Source organism: Deinococcus sp. AB2017081 (assembly GCF_034440735.1).
GTDB classification, from domain to species: domain Bacteria; phylum Deinococcota; class Deinococci; order Deinococcales; family Deinococcaceae; genus Deinococcus; species Deinococcus rufus.
The window spans coordinates 2,136,774-2,158,141 of sequence record NZ_CP140098.1 but is presented as its reverse complement, the minus strand read 5'-3'; the positions used below and the strand labels follow the sequence as shown (position 1 = coordinate 2,158,141).

General features: G+C 68.6%; 19 protein-coding genes. 11 read left to right on the top strand and 8 right to left on the bottom strand.

What is annotated here, in order from left to right; genetic code table 11:
• Nucleotides 1-8: 8 nt before the first annotated feature.
• The 3 genes from U2P90_RS10390 to U2P90_RS10380 form a co-directional block, all read right to left on the bottom strand.
• Nucleotides 9-1,391 (bottom strand): sugar ABC transporter permease, encoded by a 1,383-nt coding sequence (locus U2P90_RS10390; RefSeq protein ID WP_295821475.1) that lies wholly within the window; start codon nt 1,389-1,391, stop codon nt 9-11.
• Complete coding sequence (locus U2P90_RS10385) at nt 1,388-2,791, bottom strand: ABC transporter permease subunit (protein WP_295821476.1); 1,404 nt, start codon at nt 2,789-2,791, stop codon at nt 1,388-1,390. The genes U2P90_RS10390 and U2P90_RS10385 overlap by 4 nt, the downstream gene beginning before the upstream one ends.
• 237 nt (nt 2,792-3,028) lie before the next feature.
• Entirely contained in the window at nt 3,029-4,213 is a 1,185-nt protein-coding gene (locus U2P90_RS10380; RefSeq protein WP_322472038.1) for a maltose ABC transporter substrate-binding protein, read from the bottom strand.
• Between the two features lie 289 nt (nt 4,214-4,502).
• Here U2P90_RS10380 and U2P90_RS10375 point away from each other — a divergent pair, with 289 nt between their 5' ends.
• Together U2P90_RS10375 and U2P90_RS10370 are read left to right on the top strand one after the other, a co-directional pair.
• Nucleotides 4,503-5,750 (top strand): MFS transporter, encoded by a 1,248-nt coding sequence (locus U2P90_RS10375; RefSeq protein WP_322472037.1) that lies wholly within the window; start codon nt 4,503-4,505, stop codon nt 5,748-5,750.
• A gap of 25 nt (nt 5,751-5,775) precedes the next feature.
• Nucleotides 5,776-7,038, top strand: coding sequence for an RsmB/NOP family class I SAM-dependent RNA methyltransferase (locus tag U2P90_RS10370; protein ID WP_322472036.1), 1,263 nt, complete (start codon nt 5,776-5,778; stop codon nt 7,036-7,038).
• 59 nt (nt 7,039-7,097) lie between these two features.
• On the opposite strand, the gene deoD is transcribed toward U2P90_RS10370, so the two are convergent.
• From deoD to U2P90_RS10350, 4 genes are all read right to left on the bottom strand, one after another.
• Nucleotides 7,098-7,805 (bottom strand): purine-nucleoside phosphorylase, encoded by a 708-nt coding sequence (gene deoD, locus U2P90_RS10365; RefSeq protein ID WP_322472035.1) that lies wholly within the window; start codon nt 7,803-7,805, stop codon nt 7,098-7,100.
• A gap of 26 nt (nt 7,806-7,831) precedes the next feature.
• Complete coding sequence (locus U2P90_RS10360; protein WP_322472034.1) at nt 7,832-9,019, bottom strand: alanyl-tRNA editing protein; 1,188 nt, start codon at nt 9,017-9,019, stop codon at nt 7,832-7,834.
• Between the two features lie 131 nt (nt 9,020-9,150).
• A complete protein-coding gene (locus U2P90_RS10355; protein ID WP_322472033.1) occupies nt 9,151-11,253 on the bottom strand; it encodes an MDR family MFS transporter in 2,103 nt (700 codons plus the stop codon).
• Nucleotides 11,250-11,747: a MarR family winged helix-turn-helix transcriptional regulator gene (locus U2P90_RS10350; protein WP_322472032.1), complete on the bottom strand. Its 498-nt coding sequence runs from the start codon at nt 11,745-11,747 to the stop codon at nt 11,250-11,252. Before U2P90_RS10350 ends, U2P90_RS10355 begins: the two co-directional genes overlap by 4 nt.
• Before the next feature lie 104 nt (nt 11,748-11,851).
• Here U2P90_RS10350 and U2P90_RS10345 point away from each other — a divergent pair, with 104 nt between their 5' ends.
• Together U2P90_RS10345 and U2P90_RS10340 are read left to right on the top strand one after the other, a co-directional pair.
• Nucleotides 11,852-12,664: a 50S ribosomal protein L11 methyltransferase gene (locus U2P90_RS10345; RefSeq protein WP_322472031.1), complete on the top strand. Its 813-nt coding sequence runs from the start codon at nt 11,852-11,854 to the stop codon at nt 12,662-12,664.
• Complete coding sequence (locus U2P90_RS10340; protein WP_322472030.1) at nt 12,661-13,374, top strand: 16S rRNA (uracil(1498)-N(3))-methyltransferase; 714 nt, start codon at nt 12,661-12,663, stop codon at nt 13,372-13,374. The genes U2P90_RS10345 and U2P90_RS10340 overlap by 4 nt, the downstream gene beginning before the upstream one ends.
• 77 nt (nt 13,375-13,451) lie before the next feature.
• On the opposite strand, the gene recO is transcribed toward U2P90_RS10340, so the two are convergent.
• The gene (recO, locus tag U2P90_RS10335) at nt 13,452-14,195 is read right to left on the bottom strand and encodes a DNA repair protein RecO (RefSeq protein ID WP_322472029.1); all 744 of its coding nucleotides are present in this window, start codon (nt 14,193-14,195) and stop codon (nt 13,452-13,454) included.
• 86 nt (nt 14,196-14,281) lie between these two features.
• On the opposite strand from recO, the gene U2P90_RS10330 reads away from it, so the two are divergent.
• The 7 genes from U2P90_RS10330 to U2P90_RS10300 all read left to right on the top strand — a co-directional run bounded on the left by U2P90_RS10330 (nt 14,282) and on the right by U2P90_RS10300 (nt 21,337).
• Nucleotides 14,282-14,683 carry a hypothetical protein gene (locus U2P90_RS10330; protein ID WP_295816489.1) on the top strand — a complete coding sequence of 134 codons (402 nt, stop codon included), beginning with the start codon at nt 14,282-14,284 and terminating at the stop codon, nt 14,681-14,683.
• A gap of 59 nt (nt 14,684-14,742) precedes the next feature.
• On the top strand, nt 14,743-15,042 hold the full coding sequence (locus tag U2P90_RS10325; RefSeq protein ID WP_322472028.1) for a hypothetical protein: 300 nt from the start codon (nt 14,743-14,745) through the stop codon (nt 15,040-15,042).
• Between the two features lie 70 nt (nt 15,043-15,112).
• Nucleotides 15,113-15,604, top strand: a complete 492-nt coding sequence (locus U2P90_RS10320; RefSeq protein ID WP_322472027.1) for an MgtC/SapB family protein — start codon at nt 15,113-15,115, stop codon at nt 15,602-15,604.
• Between the two features lie 78 nt (nt 15,605-15,682).
• Nucleotides 15,683-16,336, top strand: a complete 654-nt coding sequence (locus tag U2P90_RS10315; protein WP_322472026.1) for a GntR family transcriptional regulator — start codon at nt 15,683-15,685, stop codon at nt 16,334-16,336.
• Nucleotides 16,333-17,265 carry a proline dehydrogenase family protein gene (locus U2P90_RS10310; RefSeq protein ID WP_322472025.1) on the top strand — a complete coding sequence of 311 codons (933 nt, stop codon included), beginning with the start codon at nt 16,333-16,335 and terminating at the stop codon, nt 17,263-17,265. Before U2P90_RS10315 ends, U2P90_RS10310 begins: the two co-directional genes overlap by 4 nt.
• Before the next feature lie 399 nt (nt 17,266-17,664).
• Nucleotides 17,665-19,236, top strand: coding sequence for an L-glutamate gamma-semialdehyde dehydrogenase (gene pruA / locus U2P90_RS10305; RefSeq protein WP_322472024.1), 1,572 nt, complete (start codon nt 17,665-17,667; stop codon nt 19,234-19,236).
• A gap of 370 nt (nt 19,237-19,606) precedes the next feature.
• Nucleotides 19,607-21,337, top strand: coding sequence for a S8 family serine peptidase (locus U2P90_RS10300; RefSeq protein WP_322472023.1), 1,731 nt, complete (start codon nt 19,607-19,609; stop codon nt 21,335-21,337).
• Nucleotides 21,338-21,368: the final 31 nt, after the last annotated feature.

Genomic DNA, 21,368 nt, shown 5'->3' with positions numbered 1-21,368 from the left:
GTGCCGGCCTACTCCTTGACGCCCCCGGCGACCGCGCCGCCGACGAAGAACTGCTGGAAGCCATAGAACAGCGCCACGATCGGCAGCGCCCCCAGCGTGGCGGCGGCGGCGAAGATACCCCACTTGGTGCTGAACTGCCCGGACGTGAAGGACAGCAGCATCACGCCGACCGTCCATTTCTCGACGCCGGTGAGCAGGACGTTGGCCAGGATGAATTCGGCGTACGTGCCGATGAACTGGTTCAGGAAGATGAACACCAGGATCCCGCCTGACAGCGGCAGCACCACCCTCAGGAAGGTCTGCCAGCGGGTGGCCCCGTCGACCATGGCGGCCTCTTCCAGCGATTCGGGCAGGGATTCCACGTAGCCCTTGAAGATCCAGGTGTTGAAGGCGATTGCTCCCCCGGAGTACGCCAGGATCAGGCCCGTGAAGGTGTTCGTGAGGCCCAGGAGCACCATCAGGGTGTACACGGCGACCAGCGCCAGGAACACCGGGAACATCTGGATGAAGATGAAGAACAGCAGCATCTGGAAGCGGCCGGGGAAGCGCAGCCGCGCCATGGCGTAGCCGGCGGTCGTCGAGAGCAGGATGGCGAGCAGCCCGGTCAGGCCGGACACGAACAGCGTGTTGCGCACCGACAGCAGGAACTTGCTCTCGTTGCCCTGGCCGGTGAACTGGGCCGGGGTCATGAACAGCACGATCACGGCCAGTGCGGCCACCAGGATCCGCATGGTCCACGTGCGTGTCCGGGTCAGTCCCACGCTGTCGCGGCCCAGGCGGGTCATCAGGGCCATGATCAGCAGGGCCGCCAGGGCCGCGCCTCCGATCACGGCCAGCACGACCTGCCAGCCGGGCACGGTCAGGCCGTCGAACAGGCGGCCATAGTTCTCGAGACTGAGCACCTGCAGGTTCGGCAGCAGGCCCGTGCGGTACAGGATGTTCGGGTTGCTGAAGTCCGGGAACGCGAACAGCGAGTTTCGGGGGTCGAACGCGGCGATCACGACGTAGAACAGCGGATAGACCGCCACCAGCACGACCAGGATCAGGAAGAGGTGGGTGAGCTGGTCGCCCAGCACGGCCAGGTAACTGATCTTGCGACCCGTGCGCGCCTCCCCGATCTTCTGCCCGGCCAGACTCAGCAGCGCCAGGACGCCGCTGGCCGCCAGCAGGAACAGCAGGAAGCGCACCCAGCCGCGTTCCACAAAGTAGATGGTGAAGCTCTTGGGTCGCCCCTGCATGTTGCGCGACAGCGCCGCACCGAGCACGATGAACCCGATGACGAGTGCCGCCACGACGATCCACGGCGCAGCGCGGCGCAGGGCGCTGGGTTCGCGGTGGACATAACCGCCGGGCGGCAGGGACGGCGTGGACTTCTGGGGCGCGGTGGTCACTTGCGGGCCTCCTCGAACACGCCGGCCGCCTTGAAGTTCACGAGACTGATGGCGAGGGTCAGGAAGAAGATGATCAGGGCGATGGCGCTGGCCAGGGCGTAGTTCTGCCCGCCGCTGCTCGCGAAGGCCGTGTTGTAGCCCCACGACAGCAGGATGTCGGTGCTCTGCGCGGTGCTCTCCCGACCTTCCTGGGCGGGGCCGCCGGCCGTGAGCAGATAGATGATCCCGAAGTTGTTGAAGTTGAACGCGAAGGCCGAGAGCATGATCGGCGTGAACGACGTGCGCAGCAGTGGCAACGTGATGTTGGTGATCTGCTGCCAGCGGCTCGCACCGTCGATGCTGGCCGCCTCGTACAGATCCTCATTGATGGTCGCCAGGGCCGAGATGGTGGCGGTCATCATATACGGGAAGCCCAGCCACAGGTTCACCAGCAGGATGCTCACCTTGGCCCACAGCGGATCACCGAGCCACGGCACCGCCGCGAAGCCCAGCAGGCCCAGCGACTTGTTCACGATGCCGAACTGCTGGTTGAACAGCGCCACCCACATCTGCACGCTGATCACCGCCGGAATCGCCCACGGCAGGAACAGCAGCGTGCGGTAGATGTTGCGGCCCTTGAGCCTCTTGTTGAACAGCAGGATGCCCAGGATCAGGCCCGCCAGGGTGTTCAGGATGACCGTGCCCAGCGCGAAGATCACCGTCCACACGAAGACCGGCCACAGCGCCCGGCTGGCGCGGGCGAAGATGTCCTGGAAGTTCCGCAGGCCCACGCGCTCATAGCGGTTCAGGCGCGTGGCGTTGGCGACCTCCAGCGACTGAGGCACCGCGTTCTGCAGCGTGATGGCCGTGCCCGCCACGCTCTGAACCTTCGCCCGAACCGGCACCGAGGCGTCCTCGTCGTACAGGATGACGGTGTCGCCGCGGCAGGTGGCCGAACGGCACTTCAGGTAGGTCTGGAGGGTCTGGCCCTCCGGCAGATCGGCCAGGGTGACGGTGCGGCGGTCGGCGCTGACAGTCGCGCCGGTGCGTACGCCGCTGTCGGGGTTCCCGCTGTTCTCGCCACTGTAGTTCGTGAAGGCGTAATTGACGGTCAGCACGACCGGCAGCACCGTAAACGCCAGGATGAACACCAGCGCCGGAAACAGGTAGTACCAGTTGGCGATCCATGGAACCAGCCGGTAGGTCAGCGGCATCAGCACGAGCAGCGCGACGACGACCCAGACCAGGATCAGGTACGGTGGCGCGGCGGCCCACACCTGACTGGTCACGGACGAGATCGCCCACCCGACCAGTGCGGCAACACCGAGCATGACCAGCAGGACGCCGATGGCGATGAGCACGCCGCGCGTCCCGGCCGGCGGCACCGTGGGCCGCCGTGCCGCTGCCGCCGGCGGTGTCATGGTCTCTATCATCAATTCCTCCCCTTCGAAAATGGTGCATTCATCATGAATTGAACCCTGCCGCGACGCAATACCCGCCAGATCAATGGTTCAATACCACCTTCATGCTACTCACATGTCGGTCGTTGTATTGAAAACGGCGGAATCACATGCCTCGTTGAAACGAAGCACGGATTCCGCCGTTTTTTCCCGGTATGGCCGGGAATCCCGCTGGGCGTCTCAGTAATCCGTTGCCGGTTACTTGATGTTGCCGTTGATTTCGGTGACGGCCTTCTTCAGGATCGAGCCGTAGTCCTGGTTCGGCTTCTGGACGCTCTGGGCGATCGCGGCGCTCCACGGTCCCCACACGGCGCCCATGGCCGGCACGTTGGGCATGGGGGTGCCCGCCGAGATGCTCTTGCCGAAGCCCACGACGACCGGGTCGGCCTTGAGCTTGGTGCGGGCGCTCAGGCTGACGGGAATGCGGCCCCCGGCCTTGTTGAAGGACACCTGCGCGTCGCTCACGGCGACGGCCTTGGCGAACTGGGCCGCGATGGCCTTGTTCTTGCTGTAGGCGTTGATCATGGTGCCCTGCACGCCCACGAAGGGGCTCCACTTGCCGGTCGCGCCGGGAGGCGTCGGGAAAGACGTGATGCCGTAGTCGACGCCGGCCTTCTTGATGTCCCCCATGTCCCACGGGCCGGTGAGCAGCATCGCCAGGCGGCCGTCCACGAACGCGCTCTTGGCCGCGCCGCCGTCCACGCCTTCCGGCACGAGGTTGTACTTGTACCGCAGGTCGTTGAGGAACGCGCTGGCCTTGTCGGCGCCGGCGTTCGCCAGACCGACGTCCTTGGTGTTCAGGCTGCCGCCGTTGGCCTTGAAGACATAGCCGCCGTACGCGCTGATCACGCCGTACTGCATGTACGCGTTCGAGAGGTCCGCCAGGTACCCGAACTTCCCGTTGCCGGTGTTCGTCTGCGCGACTTTCAGGAACTCGGCCCACGTGGTGGGGGCCGTCGGCACGAGCTTCTTGTTGTACACGACCGCGACAGCCTCGGCGTACATGGGCAGGCCGAACAGCTTGCCGTTGTACGTCATGGCGTTCACGGCAGTCTTGTCGAAGTCCGTCTTGGAGGTCACGTACTTGTCCATCGGCTCGATCACGCCGGCGGCGGCCAGCGCCCCGAGCTGGTCATGCGGCAGGGTCAGCAGCATGTCCGGGCCCTGGCCCTTGGGGGCGGACTGGATGAACTTGTCCTTCATCTGGTCGAGCGGCACGGTGACGATGTTCACCTGGTTGCCGGTCTTCTTCTGGAACGCTGAGGCCTGCTCCTTGAGCCATGTGAGTTCCGGGCCACCGAAGTGCGACCACACGGTCAGGGTGGCAGCGCCAGCCTGGGAGGCGAGGGCGAGAGACAGCACGGTCACGGCGATTCTCTTCATGAGGCTCCTTCGTTCAGCGGCGTCCTGTACAGAATGAACCGCTTCCATTATGGTTGCGCGCCACAGAGCAGCGCCCGGGGCGCTGCATGGACTTGAGCACTGTGGCTCGGTTGGGGGTTGCTCGGAGGGCATTATAGAAAGCCGTACCTGACTTGACAATGATCAATTGATTCATTTTTATCGCTATAGGCCTCGCTTCGTAATCCGACCGCCACTCCAGGCGGCGATCCGGTGCGGATCGGGACATCCCCACCCTGGCTCTGCCGGCGGGCCGGCCTATCATCCGCGCATGACGGGCACCACCCCCCACGCCGCCCGCAGTGGCCGCACCAGAACGGTGCTGTTCCTGACCATCTTTATCGCGATGCTCGGCCTGAGCATCCTGTTTCCCATCATTGCGCCGCTGGGCCGTGAACTGGGGCTGAGTGAGACCCAGACGGCGTGGTTCGCCACGGCGTATTCGCTGATGCAGTTCGTGTGCTCACCCCTGTGGGGAGCCCGCAGCGAGCGTCGGGGGCGCCGGCCGGTGCTGCTGCTCGGCCTGACCGGATTTGCGGTGTCGTTCGGTCTCTTCGGCCTGATCGCCGAACTGGGCCTGCGGGGCGTGCTGACGGGCGTGCCCCTGTTCGCCCTGCTGGTGGCCACGCGCGTGCTGGGCGGCGTGCTGTCGAGTGCCACGCTCCCCACGGCCCAGGCCATGATGGCCGACCTGAGCAGCACCGGCGACCGGGCCGCCGGCATGGGCCTGATCGGGGCCGCCTTCGGCCTGGGTGTGGTGTTCGGCCCTGGCCTGGGTGCCGTGCTGAGCGGCCTGGGATTGACGGCGCCCGTGTACTTCAGTGCAGCCCTGGGAGCCGTGACGGCCCTCGTGGCCTCGCGTGTGTTGCCCGAGACGCGGCACGTCACCGCCGCCACCGCTCCGGGAGCCAACCGCCGGAGGCTGCTGGGTCGCCCCGGCATACTGATGTTCCTCGCACTGAGCGCCGTCACCACCCTGGCATCGGTGGGCATGGAGCAGACCATCGGGTTTTTCGTGCAGGACACCCTGCACCTGACGCCGGCCGGCGCAGCGCAGCGGATCGGCGGCATGCTCGCCGTGTTCGGGATCGTGGCGGCGCTCGTCCAGGGCGGCGCGATCCGGCCGCTGTCCAGGCGGGTGTCACCCACACCGCTGATTGCCGCCGGACTGGCGATCATGGCCGCCGGGATGGTCGTGCTGCCGGGCATGACCGCGTTCTGGCCGATCACGCTGGCCCTCGCGGTGATCGGCGTGGGTAGCGCCATCGTCAGCCCCAGCCTGAGTGCTGCCCTGAGCCTGAGCGTGGGCGACGACGAGCAGGGCACCGTGGCGGGCCTGAACTCCAGTGCCCTGGCGCTGGGCCGCATGACCGGCCCGCTGATCGGCACCGGCCTGTACCAGCACGCCGGGCACGGCGCCCCGTACCTCCTCAGCGGCTGCGTGCTGGGCGCGGCGCTGCTGTGGACACTGATCGTCCGGCCCCGGGTCAGCGTGCACGTGCCCGCCGCGGCGCCCTGACCCGTCCACGCCGTATGCTGGCCGGATGACCCGACCTCCCTCCCCGACCCGCCGGCCGGTGCCCGCCAATCCGGCCCGTGAACTCGGCGTGCGCGTGCTGATGCGCGTCATGGCCGGCGATTCCTTCGCCGCGCCTGCGCTGGACGCCGCCCTGCACGCGGCCCGGCTGCCCGCGCGCGACGCCGGGCTCGCCACCCACCTCGTCTACGGCACGCTGCGCCACCACGCCAGCCTGCGGGCAGCGCTGGCCCCCATGCTGGATCCCGGCACGCACCCGAAGGTCTGGACGCTGCTCATGGCCGGCACCTTCGAGAAGCTGCACCTGGACACCCCCGCCCACGCGGTGGTGAGCGAGTACGTGAATCTGGCCAGAGACGCCCGCCTGGCCCCGCCGGGCCTCGTGAATGCGGTGCTCCGCCGGGTGGAGGCTGTTCCGGTCTCCCCCGCCGCCGAACTGCCGGAGTGGCTGGCCACGATTCTGCGCGACGCCTACGGCCCCCGCGCCGACGCCGTGATGGCCAGCCTGCTGGAGCCGCAGCCCCTCTGGCTGAGCCTGTCGGACGCCGGGGTGGCCTCGCTGGAGGCCGATGGCAGTGTGGTGACGCCCGGCCCCCAGGGCATCGACCGCGTGGAGTTGGCGCAGCCCCTGCGGACGACCGCCGCGTACCAGGAGGGTCAGGCCCAGCCAATCAACCCGGCGAGCATGGCCTGCGTGGCGGCCCTGGGTGATGTGACGGGCGTGCGGGTGCTCGATCTTGCTGGCGGTGCGGGCATCAAGGCCGCCATGCTCGCGGCGCGGGGGGCCGACGTGACCAGCGTGGACGTCCTGCCCGGCAAACACGCCGCCGCCCGCCGGAACATGAAGCGCCTGGGGCTGAGTGCTCAGTTCGTCACGCACGACCTGACGCAGCCGCTGGACGTGCCACCCGCCGACCTGGTGCTGCTGGATGCCCCCTGCACCGGCACCGGCACCCTGCGCAGTCACCCCGAGATCAAGCTGCGCGTGACCCCGGACGAGGTCACGGCCGCCGCCGGACTCCAGGCACAGCTCCTCGAGACCGCCGCGCCCCTGGTCGCTCCGGGCGGGGTGCTGGTCTACTCGGTGTGCTCGGTCGCGCCCCAGGAGGGCCGTGATGTGGTCGCGGCGTTCCTGGCCACCCACCCGGAATTCGTGAGCGATCCGGTTCCCAACACGGAGGTGCCGCACGTGCCCGCCGGTCCCGGCCTCCTGACCGTGCCGGAAGACGGCATCGACGGCTTCTTCATCGCCCGACTGCGCCGCGCCTGAGCACCGATGACAGGAGGGGCCGGACGATCGATCGTCCGGCCCCTCCCCTCTGTCTGGTTCTACAGCCCCAGCGCAGCGTCCAGCGCGATCTCGACCATGGCGTTGAAGGTCACCTGACGTTCCTCGGCGGTGGTCTCCTCGCGCGTGACGAGGTGGTCGCTGATGGTCAGGACGGTCAGCGCCTTCACGCCGTGCTTCGCGGCCAGGGTGTACAGCCCGGCCGCCTCCATCTCGACGGCCAGCACGCCGTAGTCGGCCCAGATGCGGTACTGGTCGAAATCGTCGTGATAGAAGGTGTCGCTGCTCATGATGTTGCCGACATGCGTGGTGTGGCCGCGCTCCTGGGCAATCCGGTGGGCCGCCGCCAGCAGCCCGAAATCCGCGATGGGCGCATAGGTCTTGGCCCCGAAGCGGATGGTGTTGATGTTGCTGTCGGTGCACGCCGCCTGCGCCAGCACGATGTCGCGCACATGCACGTGCTCCTGATAGCTGCCGGCGGTGCCCACCCGCACGAGGTTCTGGCAGCCGTACCCGGTGATGAGTTCGTTCACGTAGATCATGGAGCTGGCAATGCCCATGCCGGTGCCCTGCACGCTGACGCGCTGGCCCCGGTACGTGCCGGTGTAGCCGTGCATGCCGCGCACGGTGTTGTGCAACACGGGGTTCTCGAAGAACGTCTCGGCGATGTGTTGCGCCCGCAGGGGATCGCCGGGCAGCAGGACGGTCTCGGCGATCTGGCCCGGTTCGGCGTTCAGATGAATGGTCATGAGGCCCAGGCTACCAGGGACAGGGTCTACTGTCCGGACAGGGCGGACGCCACCGCCTCCAGAAACGCCTCCGGCTGCGCCGTCTGCCCCTGCGCCAGCGTGGGCTTTCCGCCACCCTTGCCGCCGGTCTGGGCAAGCACCGTCCGCAGCAGCGCTCCGGCATCCATATCCGGATTGGCCGTGGCGATTCCACACCGCCCGGACGGAGACACGGTGGCCACGATATCCGGCGTCTCCACGAGCATGAGCAGTTCGGTCAGCACGGCCGGATCGTCGACGTGGTGGCGCTGGAACGACCGCCCCCCGATGTCCACCCGGGGAGCCGCGTCCAGCAGGGTGCGGGCCAGCGCCCGCCTCGTCGCGGTCAGGGCGTCGGCGGTCGCCCGCTGTTCTGCCCGCAGCCCCTCCACCCGTTCGGTCAGGCGTTCGACGGGCACGCTGAAGGTCTGGGCCAGCGCCCGGCCGTCGCGGTAGACGCCGCCCAGGTAGGCGCTGGCTTCCTCACCCGCCATGAAGACCACGCGGGTCAGCCCGCCCTTGATGCGCTCGGTGCGCAGGATGACCACCGGCGCGGCCATCGCGGCGTGGGGCACATGGGTGCCGCCGCACGCGCTCACGTCGAAGGGCACGCCATCCACGTCCTGAAAGATCACGAGGCGCACGTCGCCCCGCACCTTCGTGGGCCGCCGCAGCGGGTACCGGCCCAGGTCGCCCTCGGGCACCACGGGGGTGTCCAGGGTCAGGTCGTGGCGCCCGAACACCTCGCGCAGCAGGGTCTCGGCGGCCTGCACGTGACCCTCGCCCGGGTCGCCGCGCAGGTCGATGGTGCACTCGGGCGAGGTCATGCTGACGGCCTCGACCGCGAAGACCGGGTTCACCCGGTGAAAGGCCTGGGCCAGCAGATGCTCCCCCGAGTGCCGCTGCGTGTGCCGCCAGCGCGTCCCAGGATCCACAGCACCACTCACGGGCATCCCGACAGCCGGCATGGGGCCCTCCAGCTCGTGCCAGATGGCCCCGGTGGCCTTGTCCTTGCGGGTTGCCGTGACCGCGGCGTCCCCACCGGCCCACGACATGCGGCCCACGTCGCCCGGCTGCCCGCCGCCCTCGGGATAGAACGCGGTGGCGTCGAGCTGCACCCGCTGGCCGTGCACCTCGGTGACGGTGGCCGTGAAGTCCAGGCGGGGCGGCAGGTCGTCGTACAGGGCGCGGGTCATGCGGCGCAGGGTAGCGCGGCCGGTGGCGCGGTGACGGGAAGACGACCCCCGGATGCTGCCGAGGGCCGTCTCTTCTCCTGCTCTCTGGTTAACGTCAGCCCATCAAAGGCGGCAGTACGTCAGCATCCGGTTCAGATCTCGACGTGGGTGGGGGCGGTGGCCTGTCCCTCACCGCGCTTCGGGATGCGCAGGTTGGGCATCATCAGCGTGGCCAGGAAGGCCAGCACGGCGATCACGATGCAGTACACGTAGATATGCGAGATCGTCTGCGCGAACGCGACCTTGCTGGCGCGGGAGCTGGACAGCGCCACCTGTTCGCCGTCGTCGATGCCCTTCAGGGCACCGGTCAGGGCCTGCTGGGTCGCCTGTGTGCGGGCCGCGGTCTCGGCCTGCGCGAGCCCCTGCTGGAGCCCGGCGAGCACCTGGGCGCGGCCCTGCGGGGTCGCCAGGGCTGCGGCCGGAATCTGCGCCACGCGGGCGCGCAGGGCCTCGGGCAGCTGGGGATTGGCCGCGAGTGCCTGCACCTGTGCGGCGTTCCCGGACGTGATGGCGTCACTCACGGTGGCTCGGAGCGGAGTGAACGCGGCCGTCACGCCTGCTCCCACGCCGCCCTGGGGAAGCTCGCGGAACTGGGCCTTGGCCGCGGCGGGCAGCGTCGTGTCCGCCTGGATCGCGGCGATGGCCTGACGGTCGCCACTCTCGATGGCCCGGGTGACGTTCTGGCGCAGCGAGGCAAACTCGGCCTTGATCTGGTCGTTGGACTTCGGCGTGGAGGTTCGGTCCTGCGTCCCGGTCGCCTTACCCGAGCGCACCTGCTCGCTGATCCCGGTCAGGGTGCTGGCGACCGTGCCCTGCTGTGTGGCGGCCTGGGCGGCAAACTGCGTGGCGAGGTTCTGGGTCAGGCCGGTCGTGAGCACCGCGCCGAACACGGCGGTGCCGATGGTGCTGCCCATCTGCTGGAAGAACTGCCCGGCGCTGGTCGCCACACCGATCTCCCAGGGTTTGACCGACAGCTGCAGCGCATTGGTGTACAGCGGCAGGGTCGGCCCGATGCCCAGGCCGAGCAGCACCATCCGCAGGATCACGCTGCCGTAGGACGTATCGGCATTCAGGGTCGACAGCGAATAGAAGCCCACGGCCATGAGCACCAGGCCGCCCAGCATCAGGGGCTTGTACTGGCCCATGCGCGCGGCGATCTGGCCGCTGCCGATCGCCCCGACGATCAGTCCCAGGGTCAGCGGGATCGTGGCGGTACCGGCGGCCGTGGCCGACACGCCCTGCACCTGCACGAGGTACAGGCTCAGGAACAGGATCGCGCCCAGGAATCCTGCGCCGATCAGGAACCGGGCCAGCGCGCCCCACGCGAAGGTCGGGTTGCGGAACAGCGTGAGCGGCAGAATGGGGCTGGCGTGGCGGTTCTCTGCGACCAGGAAGGCGATCAGGCTGGCGACACTCAGGCCGAACAGGCCCAGGATGACCGGACTCGTCCAGCTGTAATTGCCGTCCGCGCCCCACGTCAGGGCGAGCAGCAGCGGCACGGCGAACAGCAGGATCAGGAAGGCACCCAGCCAGTCCACGCGGGCCTGGAGGCCGCTGGCCAGCCTGGGCATCTTGGCGAAGATGAACGCCAGCGCCAGCAGGCCCAGCGGCAGGTTCACGTAGAACACCCAGCGCCACGAGATGTTGTCGGTCAGGAAGCCGCCCAGCAGTGGGCCGATCACGCTGCTCAGACCGAAGACGGCCCCGAACAGACCCTGGTAGCGGGGCCGATCCACAGGCTCAAAGAGGTCGGCGATGATCGCGAAGGCGACCGAGCCCAGGGCGGCCGCGCCCACACCCTGGAGCGCCCGGAACACCACGAGCTGCATCATGCCGCCGCCGAACAGGTTGCCCAGGAAGGGCTCGCCCGACAGCCCGCACAGCATCGAGCCGATCAGGAACACCACGATGCCGAACATGAGCACCGGCTTGCGGCCGTACAGATCCGAGAGCTTGCCGTAGATCGGCACCAGGGCCGTATTGGTGAGCAGGTACGCGGTCGTCACCCACGAGTACAGCGACAGCCCGTTCAGATCCTGCACGATGCGCGGCATGGCGGTCGAGACGATGGTCTGATCCAGGGCACTGAGGAACAGGCCGAGCAGCACGCCGAACAGGATCAGGCGTTTGGTCGGTAGATCCAGCGTCTGGGCGTAATCGATGCGGCCCTCGGGGGCGGCGGTGGGGGTGGTCATGCGGTCTCCTGTGGCGCGGACGGCGTGAGTTCGAGTTCCTCGAGCAGGCCCTGCAGGTGCTGCTGCGCGGCGTGGACGGTCTCCGGACGGAGCCGGGCGAAGGTGGTGACATACGCGGTCACGAAGGCCGTGTCCATCTGCTCCAGCACGCCACGCCCGGCCTCGGTCAGGGCGACCAGCTTCTCGCGGCGGTTGTCCGGGTTCTCGGCGCGGGTCACCAGGTCACGCTGTACCAGCCGCTCCAGCATGTGGCTGGCGGCCGGCACGCTCAGGTGGATGTGCTCGGAGAGCACCGTCACGGTGGTGGGAGCGGCGGCACGCAGGTGATGCAGGGCCGTCATCTGCGAGAACGACAGGTCCAGATCCTGCAACTCGTCCTGCATGCTGCTCATCACTTGGCTGGAGATGTGCTTGTGCAGGCGGCGCATGGTATGGCCCAGCAGCTCCGAGGCACTCCGGATGGCACCGGGATCGGGCCCGTCCGGCGGACTCATTCTTTCATTCCTGCAACAGTCTCAGCCATAAGACGGTATGATGCTCCTCACGGTTGCATCCGTCAAGCGGTCAGCGTGTGGCCGCGCCCCGGTACACTGGCGGGATGCTCGTGTACCACCTGCCCGGCACCTTCGACACCCGCGAGGCCCACCTCGACCTGCTGTGGGAGGCGGGCGCCACCGGCCTGGAGGAACGCGCCGGCCTGATCCGGGCGTACTTTGACGACCGCACCGTGCTGCCTGCCCCAGTGCAGGACGGAGAGTGGCGGCAGGAGGCCGATCAGGACTGGCTGGCCGAGTTCAAGGCGAACCTGCGCCCCGTCACCGCCGGGCGCGTGACCATCGTGCCGCCGTGGCTGAGCGCCGAGGTGCCGGCCGGACAGGTGCCCCTGATCATCGAACCCGGCATGGCCTTCGGCACCGGCCACCACGCGACGACCCGCATGGCGGTCGAGGCCCTGTCGTCCCTGGAACTGCACGGCCGGACGGTGCTGGACGTGGGCACCGGCAGCGGCGTGCTGGCGATTGCCGCCGCGCTGCTGGGAGCGGACGCCGCGCTGGGGGTGGACATCGACCCGCTGACGGTTCCGATTGCCCGCGAGAACGCCGAGATCAACGGGGTACCCCACGGCCGGGCGGTGTTCGAGGAGGGCACGCTCGGCAGCGACCTGCCGGAACACCACACGCCGGACGGCCCCTTCGACGTGCTGGTCGCCAACCTGTACGCCGAACTGCACGACCTGCTGGCGGGCGAGTACGCCGCCCACCTGATCCCCGGCGGGCCGCTGGTGCTGACCGGCATCCTGACCTCCAAACTGCCGCTGGTACATGCCGCGCTGGAACGCGAGGGGTTCACCGATGTCCACGTGCGGCAGGACGGCGAGTGGGCACTGGTGACGGCCCTCGCTCCGCAGTGAGCTCACCGAGCGGCCCCGCCGGGGGGCACCGCGTGCTGGTGCCGGCCCTGAGCGCCACCATGACCCTCGGCCCGCGCGAGGTGCGGCACCTGAAGGTTCTGCGCGTGCAGGTGGGTGACACGCTGAGGGTCTTCGACGGCCACGGGCACGAGGCGCTGGCGGTGGTGACCGTGCTGGATGACACGCGGGCCGAGCTGGAACTGGGCGGCGCGCTGGCCGGCGTGCCCGAGACACCGTACCCCCTGACCCTGGCCGCCGCCCTGCTCAAGGGGGACAAGCTCGCCGAGGTCGTCCGGGCCGCCACCGAGCTCGGCGTGGCCCGCGTAGCCCTGCTCATCACTGCCCGCGCCGACGTGCGCGAGATCGGTGCCCAGAAACTCCAGCGCCTGTCGCGCATCGCCGCCGAGGCCGCGAAGCAGTCGCGCCGGGCGGTCGTGCCCGTGGTCATGGAACCCACACCGCTGCACGCCCTGACGTGGGAGGGGCACCTCTACGTGGCCCAGCCCGGTGCGGTCAACCGCATCATGGACGTCCTGGACTGGACAGCTCCGGTGACCGTCCTGACCGGCCCCGAGGGCGGCCTGACCGACGCCGAGGTGACGGCCCTGACCACCCGTGGAGCGCAGCCCGTGACCCTCGGCCCCCGCATCCTGAGGGCCGAGACGGCGCCGGTGGCGCTGCTGGGCGCCATCGCCGCGCTGGGCCGCTGAGCGCCCCTGTGGGCTATGGTTTCTGCTGGCGGTCGGAGGGCAGGACGGGCACCCGGTGTCGGCACCGCATCCCGCTGTCAGGCCGGGACGTCAGCGGGTGGCGTCGCCACCGGCAGCAGTTGACGCCAGGACTTGACATCCCCCACGTGCACCGTGACGTAGCGCTCGAGGGCCCGCCACAGCGCCGGACGCTGGGCCGCCGGTACCGGCGCGTCCATGCTGGCCCGAACCGTGCGCCGCACGACGCTGCGCAGGAAGTCCAGTGCCTCGGGTGGATACGCGGGCAGGCTGGAGCACGCGCTGCACAGCAGCTGTCCACCGAGCGGATCGGGGTGCGCGGGATCGGGCGCGCGGCAGCGGGCGCAGTGGCTGGTGTTCTGGACGAAGCCCGCCAGCGCCAGCAGCTTGTGGCTCAGCACCAACGCCACCCATTCGGGATCGGGCTGGTGGGACAGTCCGCGCAGCGCTCCCGCAAAGAGTTCAAAGGCCTGACCACTGAACTCGCCCTCCTGGAACAGCGCGTCGGCGAACTCGGCCAGCAGGTGCGCGAAGGCATGGCGCTCGGGTTCGGCCAGCCGGGGCAGCGCTCCTTCCAGCACCGCCTGCTTCACGCTGGCGAGGTCGTTGTTCGGCCCCTGGTAGACATGGACATCGACGTGGTGGAACAGGTTCAGGTAGCTCGCCAGCGGGCCGCGCACCCCGCCCCGCGCCACCGCCTTCACCTTGCCGTGCGGGGTCAGCAGGGTCACGATGATGTCACCAGCCGGAGTCACACGCCGCCGGATGACGATTCCGCTGCGGTTTGCGGTGCGTGACCTCACGCCACACAGTGTAGCCGCGCACGCCTGCGGCGGGCTGTGCCAGCGTCCACTATCCCCACGGCACCTGGCAGGTACACTCCAGGGCAATGAGTGACGCTCACCGCCGCGACCACAGCGTCCGTGACCTCCTGAGGGAACTCTTTCCGGACACGCACCGTGAACTGTTCGGACAAGACCAGTCCGCCGCCCCCCCCACCCTGGGCCTGTATCCCGTCGCCGACGGCCGCCTGGCCCTGGTGCACGGCGACCAGCTGGCTGAATTCACCCCTCTTGATCCCAGGGGCAACAAGGCACTGCACTGCGACCTGTGCCACTACACCCGCAGCCGCAGCGAGGCCGCCGTGTACCGCGTGCACGTGGGCCGCCGCCTGACGCGCTACGTGACACTGTGCGTGGGCACGGACGGCTGCCAGAAGCGCGCGGGCACGCGCGGCCTGGGGCTCCTCGCCGACCGCATCTTCCCCATCGAGCCGATCGGCGCGGAATGACGCGGCGGGGTCAAGCGCGGCCGCCCACGTGGCGCGACTGTCCGCGGTGCCGCACGCCGATGACCCGCTGGCGCGCGCTGGAGGCTGTCCCCGAACGCCTGTGGATCACGTGGGATCCGGAGCGCTGGTGGCTGCCGGTGCCGCTCATGGGCGTGGCGCTGCTGCCGCTGGCGGCCGCGCTGGGCCTGACGGGCGGGCGGCGGTCGGGCGGTCTGGTCACGGCCCTGGGATTCCTGTGGGCCGCGCTATGCGCGTGGGCAGTCCGGGCGTGGCGGCTGCGCCTGCGGGGTCGGCTGGCCGCGCAGGCGAGTCCCGACGACTGGGTGTGCCCGGCCTGCCTGCACCGCCCCGCGCCGTGACGGCCGTCCGTGAAGGCCGGCTCCAGCCCGCGCGCAGGACGGCCCGGCGAGGGCCCCCTACACTGGGGGTGTGACCGATCTCTGGGCGGACGTCGTGACCGAACTGCGGCTCCTGACTGGCCTGCTGGTGGCCGCGCTGCTGAGCGGCCTGATCGGCTGGGAGCGAGAGGCACACCGTACCGGTGCGGGCCTGCGGACGCACATGCTGGTGGGAACGAGCGCGGCGCTGTTCATGGTGCTCGCCGAGGAGCTGATCGTGCAGTACGCGTCGCCGCAGAGCGGCGTGCGCTTCGATCTCGTGGGCGTGCTCGCCGCCGTGGTCAGCGGGGTGAGCTTCCTGGGCGCGGGCACCATCTTCTCCTCCGGTAAGGGGGAGCGCACGCGCGGACTGACGACCGCCGCCGGGCTCCTCGCCACCGCCGGGGTAGGGGTGGCGTGCGGGCTGCACCTGTACGTGTTCGCGACCGGCGCGACCCTGCTGTTCCTGTTCGTGCTGCGGCCCCTCCAGGCGCTGACGGAACGGTCGGGGACGTCCCCCCGGACGCGCGACGTCGAGGACTGACCACAGCTCGGGGACACGACACCGAGTCGCCAGACCCCGATCTTGCCCCTTGATTGAATATTGTATACAATATCCACTATGACCTCCTTCGAGCGACCCACACTGGTGCGCGACGGCGTGTACGAGCACCTGCGCCGCGCGCTGCTCGACGGCGACCTCGTGCCGGGTGAGCGGCTGGGCGAGGTGGAACTCGGGCAGCAGCTCGGGGTGTCGCGCACGCCCATCCGCGAGGCGCTGGTGCGCCTGACCCAGGACGGCCTGCTGACGACCGAGGCGAACAAGGGCGTGCGCGTCCGCACCGTCACCGCCGCCGAGGCGAGAGACGCCTACGTGGTGCGCGAGGAACTCGACGGTCTCGCCGCCGCGCTCGCCGCGCAGGCCCACACCGCCGCCGACGCGCGCGGCCTGACGCTGGCCCTGGACGCCCTGGACGCCGCCCGCGGCACCGACTACCGCGAGCAGACGCGTCTCGACCTCGCGTACCACCGCGCCGTGACCGCCGCCGCGCACAACACGGTGCTGGGCATCCTCGCCCGCGACCTCGAACAGCGCGTGGCGCTGATCAAGCACCAGACGCGCACGTACAACGCCCACCCGGACACGGCCGCGCAGCACGCCGCGATCCTGCGCGCTGTCCTCGACCGCGACGCCGACGCCGCCCGCGACGCCGCCCGCACGCACGTCCGCACCTTCGCTGCCCTCGTCCTGCACGACCTAGGAGCCACCCCATGATCGACCAGCTGTACCGCAAAGCCGTCCTGACCGTCTCCGGACAGAAGGCCGTCGAGAAGATCGTCCGCTCGCGCGGGTGGAGCGTCGCCCAGCGCTTCGTCGCCGGCGAGAGCATCCAGACCGCCCTGGACGCCGTGAAGGAACTGGAGAAGGACGGGATTCTCAGCAACCTCGACCTGCTCGGCGAGTTCATCGACTCGCCCGAGAAGTGCAACGCCTTCGCAGACAACGTCCTGAACCTCATGGACGCCGCGCACGCGCAGGGCATCACGCCGTATGTCAGCGTGAAGCTCAGCAGCGTCGGCCAGGGCCAGACCGTGGACGGCGAGGATCTGGGCCTCACCAACGCCCGCCGGATCGTCGGCCGCGCGAAACAGTACGGCGGGTTCGTGTGCCTCGACATGGAAGACCACCCGCGCGTGGACATCACCCTCGCGCAGCTCCGCACCCTGACCGGCGAGTTCGGCCGCGAACACGTCGGCAGCGTGCTCCAGAGCTACCTGTACCGCAGCGAGGCCGACCGCGCCGCGCTGGACGACCTGCACCCCAACCTCCGGATCGTCAAGGGCGCGTACCTGGAACCCGAGACGGTCGCCATGCCCGTCAAGGCCGACGTGGACGCCAGCTACCGCAAACTCGTGTACGCCCACATGAAAGCCGGGAACTACGTGAACGTGGCCACGCACGACGAGAGCATCATCCGCGACGTGCAGCACTTCGTGCTCGCCAACGGCATTTCCAAGGACGCCTTCGAGTTCCAGATGCTGTACGGCATCCGCCGCGACCTCCAGAAGAACCTCGCCGCGCAGGGCTACCGCGTCCGCGCGTACATCCCGTATGGCCGCGACTGGTATGCCTATTTTTCCAGAAGGATCGCCGAGCGGCCCGCGAACGTGATGTTCGTGCTGCGCGGGATGGTCAGGGGCTGACAGGAATGGCATCAAGTTCCCTACAAGACGCCTTGCAAGATCTCGATTTGACCGATGAGTGGGTGAACGTTGTTGGGGATGCAAAGATTGTATCCGCGTACGGGCTCTTCCTGTCATCAGATGACAAGAATACTGAACATTACAGATGGAAGTTATTCAAATCTGCATTGGATCGTCAGACGAATAGCACTGATGTGCAACTGGAAAAACTGTTCGAACTGGCTTTCTCAGAAGAAGATTTGGCCCTCCGGTCGTCAATGCTGCATGAGCTTATCGGACAGCAAGGAATCCCACAGGATTTGCTTCTAAAAGCCTCACAGACGGGAAATAACAGCGTAAGCCGGAGAGTGAACGTGATTCTGGATCAAACGAAGCACCCCACGGAATAAGGAGACCATCATGCTGAAAATCCAAGACTACCGCCCGCAGGCTTTCATCGACTTCACCCTGCCCGAGAACGTTGAGGCATATCAGGCCGCGCTGAAAAAAGTCCGGGCCGAGCTGGTCGGGAAGCACTACCCGCTGATCATCGACGGCGAGCGCGTCGACACCGCCGAGAAGCTGACCTCGCTGAACCCCTGTGACACGTCAGAGGTGGTGGGCACGACGGCCAAGGCGACCATCGACGACGCCGAGCGGGCGCTCCAGGGTGCGTGGACGGCGTTCGAGTCGTGGAAGACGTGGGACATGGACGCCCGCGCCCGCATCCTGCTGAAGGCCGCGGCGATCCTGAAGCGCCGCCGGCTGGAGGCGTGCGCGCTGATGAGCATCGAGGTCGGCAAGAACTACGCCGAGGCCGACGTGGAGGTGGCGGAGGCCATCGATTTCCTGGAGTACTACGCGCGCAGCGCCATGAAGTACGCGGGCTTCGGCGCGGCCGAGACGACGTGGTTCGAGGGCGAGGAGAACGGCCTGATGTACCTGCCGCTGGGCGTGGGCGTGAGCATCAGCCCGTGGAACTTCCCGTGCGCGATCTTCCTGGGGATGCTCGCCGCGCCCATCGTGGCCGGGAACTGCGTGATCGCCAAGCCCGCCGAGGACTCCGGATTGATCGCGGGCATGATGGTGGACATCCTGCTGGAGGCGGGGCTGCCCTCCGGGGTGCTCCAGTTCCTGCCGGGCGTGGGGAAAGAGGTGGGCGAGTACCTGACGACGCACGCGCGGACGCGCTTCATCACGTTCACGGGAAGCCGCGCGGTGGGCCTGCACATCAACGAGGTGGCCGCGAAGACGCAGCCGGGCCAGAAGTGGATCAAGAAGGTGATTCTGGAGCTGGGCGGCAAGGACGGCCTGATCGTGGACGAGACCGCCGATCTGGATGTGGCGGTGACGGCGGCCGTGCAGGGGGCCTTCGGCTTCAACGGCCAGAAGTGCAGCGCCATGAGCCGCCTGATCGTGGTGGACAGCGTGTACGACGACGTGGTGAACGCCTTCGTGGAGCGCACGAGAGCCCTGAAGGTGGGTACGGGTGAGGAGAACGCGAACGTCACGGCGGTCGTGAACCAGATGAGCTTCGACAAGATCAAGGGGTACCTGGAGATCGCGCCAAAGGAGGGCACCGTGCTGCTGGGCGGCGAGGCCCCCGGCAAGGCGAACGGCAAACAGGGCTATTACGTGCAGCCGACCATCGTGGGCGACGTGAAGCGGGACGCGCGGCTGGCGCAGGAGGAGATCTTCGGGCCGGTCGTGTCGGTGATCCGCGCGCGGGACTGGCAGGACGCGCTGGACATCGCGAACAGCACCGAGTACGGCCTGACGGGCGGCGTGTGCTCGCGCGACCGGGCGCGGCTGGAACAGGCCCGCCGCGAGTTCGAGGCGGGGAACCTGTATTTCAACCGCAAGATCACCGGGGCGATCGTGGGGGTGCAGCCCTTCGGCGGCTACAACATGAGCGGCACGGACTCCAAGGCGGGCGGGCCGGATTACCTGGCGAACTTCCTGCAGCTCAAGACGGTGACCGAGCGCTGGTAGGCCAGGCCGGGCGTCCGTTCCGTCGGGGGGATTGACATGAGATCCCTCCCGAAAGGCGAGCGATGGACTGCTCATGCAGAAAGTCCGTGTTGAAAATTTGTGCCAAATGGCAAGTCGTGTTGGACAGGTTGACGCGATCGACAGGACGTGCCACCTCCATTCTGTGGCCTGTATCGACCCAATTTCTCGTTTCTTGATCTGACTCCAGAGTCATCTAGACAGCTGAACCCCGGGGGGAATGGAGAACACTACCATTCGCCCCAAGTTTCATTCTGTTTTCACCCTGATCCGCGCGTTCACCACGAAGCCCGGCCCATCCCCCGCACCCGCTGGGGAACGCCACCCGCCATGGTCTGCCGAGGAGTTCCAGATGTCGTACACCCGTTCCCTGCTCGCTGCCACCCTTGCCCTGACGCTCGCCGCCTGCGGACAGCAGACGGCCAGTCCCACTGCCAGCGCCCCGGCTGTCACCGATGGCACCGGCGCGTACCTCGTGGGCTTCCGGCAGGACGCGCTGGGCACGCAGAGCCTGTCCGAGCAGGCCACCGTGCAGGCGCAGGCGATCACGGCGGCGGGCGGGATCGTCACCAGCCAGTGGGCCGACATCAGCGCGGCGGCCGTGAAGCTCTCGCCGGCGGCCGTGACGAAACTGCGCGCCAACCCCCTGGTCGAGTACGTCGAGCAGGAGGCCGTGCACAAGGCGCTGGGCGGCAAGCACATCGGCACCGTGACCGCGAAGCCCGCCAGCGGCGTCATCACCACCCAGGCGCTGTACAGCGCCAGCGGCGAGTACACCTGGGGCGACAACGCGCTGCGCGTGCCGGCCCTGCAGGCTGCCGGCTACACCGGCGCGGCCACCACGAAGGTCGCCGTGTGCGTGCTCGACACCGGGATCGACGGGAACCACCCCGAGTTCCAGCGCAAGCTGAAGGGCTTCCGGAACTTCACGGGCGAGGCGAACCGGGGCGATGCCTACGCCCTGAATGACGTGTCACACCACGGCACGCACGTGGCCGGCACGGTGTTCGCCCAGTACGGTGCGGGCACCGGCGCGGCCGGCGTACAGCCCGGCATGAACGCGAACGGCGTGGGCGGCGTTGCCACGGGGGCCGACCTGTACATGGGCCGCGTGCTGGGGGACACCGGCAGCGGCAGCAGCAGCGGGATCATCAACGGCGTGAACTGGTGCGTGGCGCAGCTCAAGTCCCAGGGCGGCACCGAAGACCGCGTGGTCGTGTCCATGAGCCTGGGCGGCGGCAGCAAGAGCCAGACCGAGCAGCGGGCCTACACCGCCGCGTACAACAAGGGGGCACTGATCATCGCGGCGACCGGGAACGACGGCGCGGCCGTGTCCTACCCCGCCGCGTACACCAGCGTGGTCGGTGTGGCGGCCGTCGACAGCAACCTCGCCAAGGCGGACTTCAGCAACTTCGGCACGCAGGTGGATCTCTCCGGCCCCGGCGTGGCGGTGCTCAGCAGCGTGCCGCTCGGCCAGGGCGCGGCGGCCAGCGCCTCGGGCGGCGGCGTGACCTTCACCGACGTGACCGGCGCGGACAACAGCGCCAAGGTGACCTTCAGCGGCAGCGTCGTCAAGGCGGGCGACGGCAACGGTACGGCCGGCGGGAATCAGTTCTGTGGCACCAGCACCCGGAATACAGCCCTGGCCGGCACTATCGCCCTGATCTCGCGCGGCACCTGCACCTTCGAGGAGAAGGTCGCCAACGCCAGCGCCAGCGGCGCGAAGGCCGTCATGATCTACAACAACGCCGCCGGCCCGCTGGGCATGAGCCTGACCAACACCTACGCCATCCCGGTGGTGGGCATCCTTCAGACCGACGGCCAGACGCTGCTGGGGCAGCTGCCGACCACGGGTACGGTCGCCGTGACCAGCGCCGACTACGAGTACTTCGACGGCACCAGCATGGCGACCCCGCATGTGTCGGCTGCCGCCGCCGTCGTGTGGGCCGCCAAGCCCACCCTGACCAACACGCAGCTCCTGAACCTGCTGACCAGCACCGCGAAGGATCTCGGGACGGTGGGCCGGGACAACAACTTCGGCTACGGCCTAGTCGATCCGTACAAGGCGATCACCGGCAACTGATCACACGCTCTCCCCTGCCCCCCACCACGTG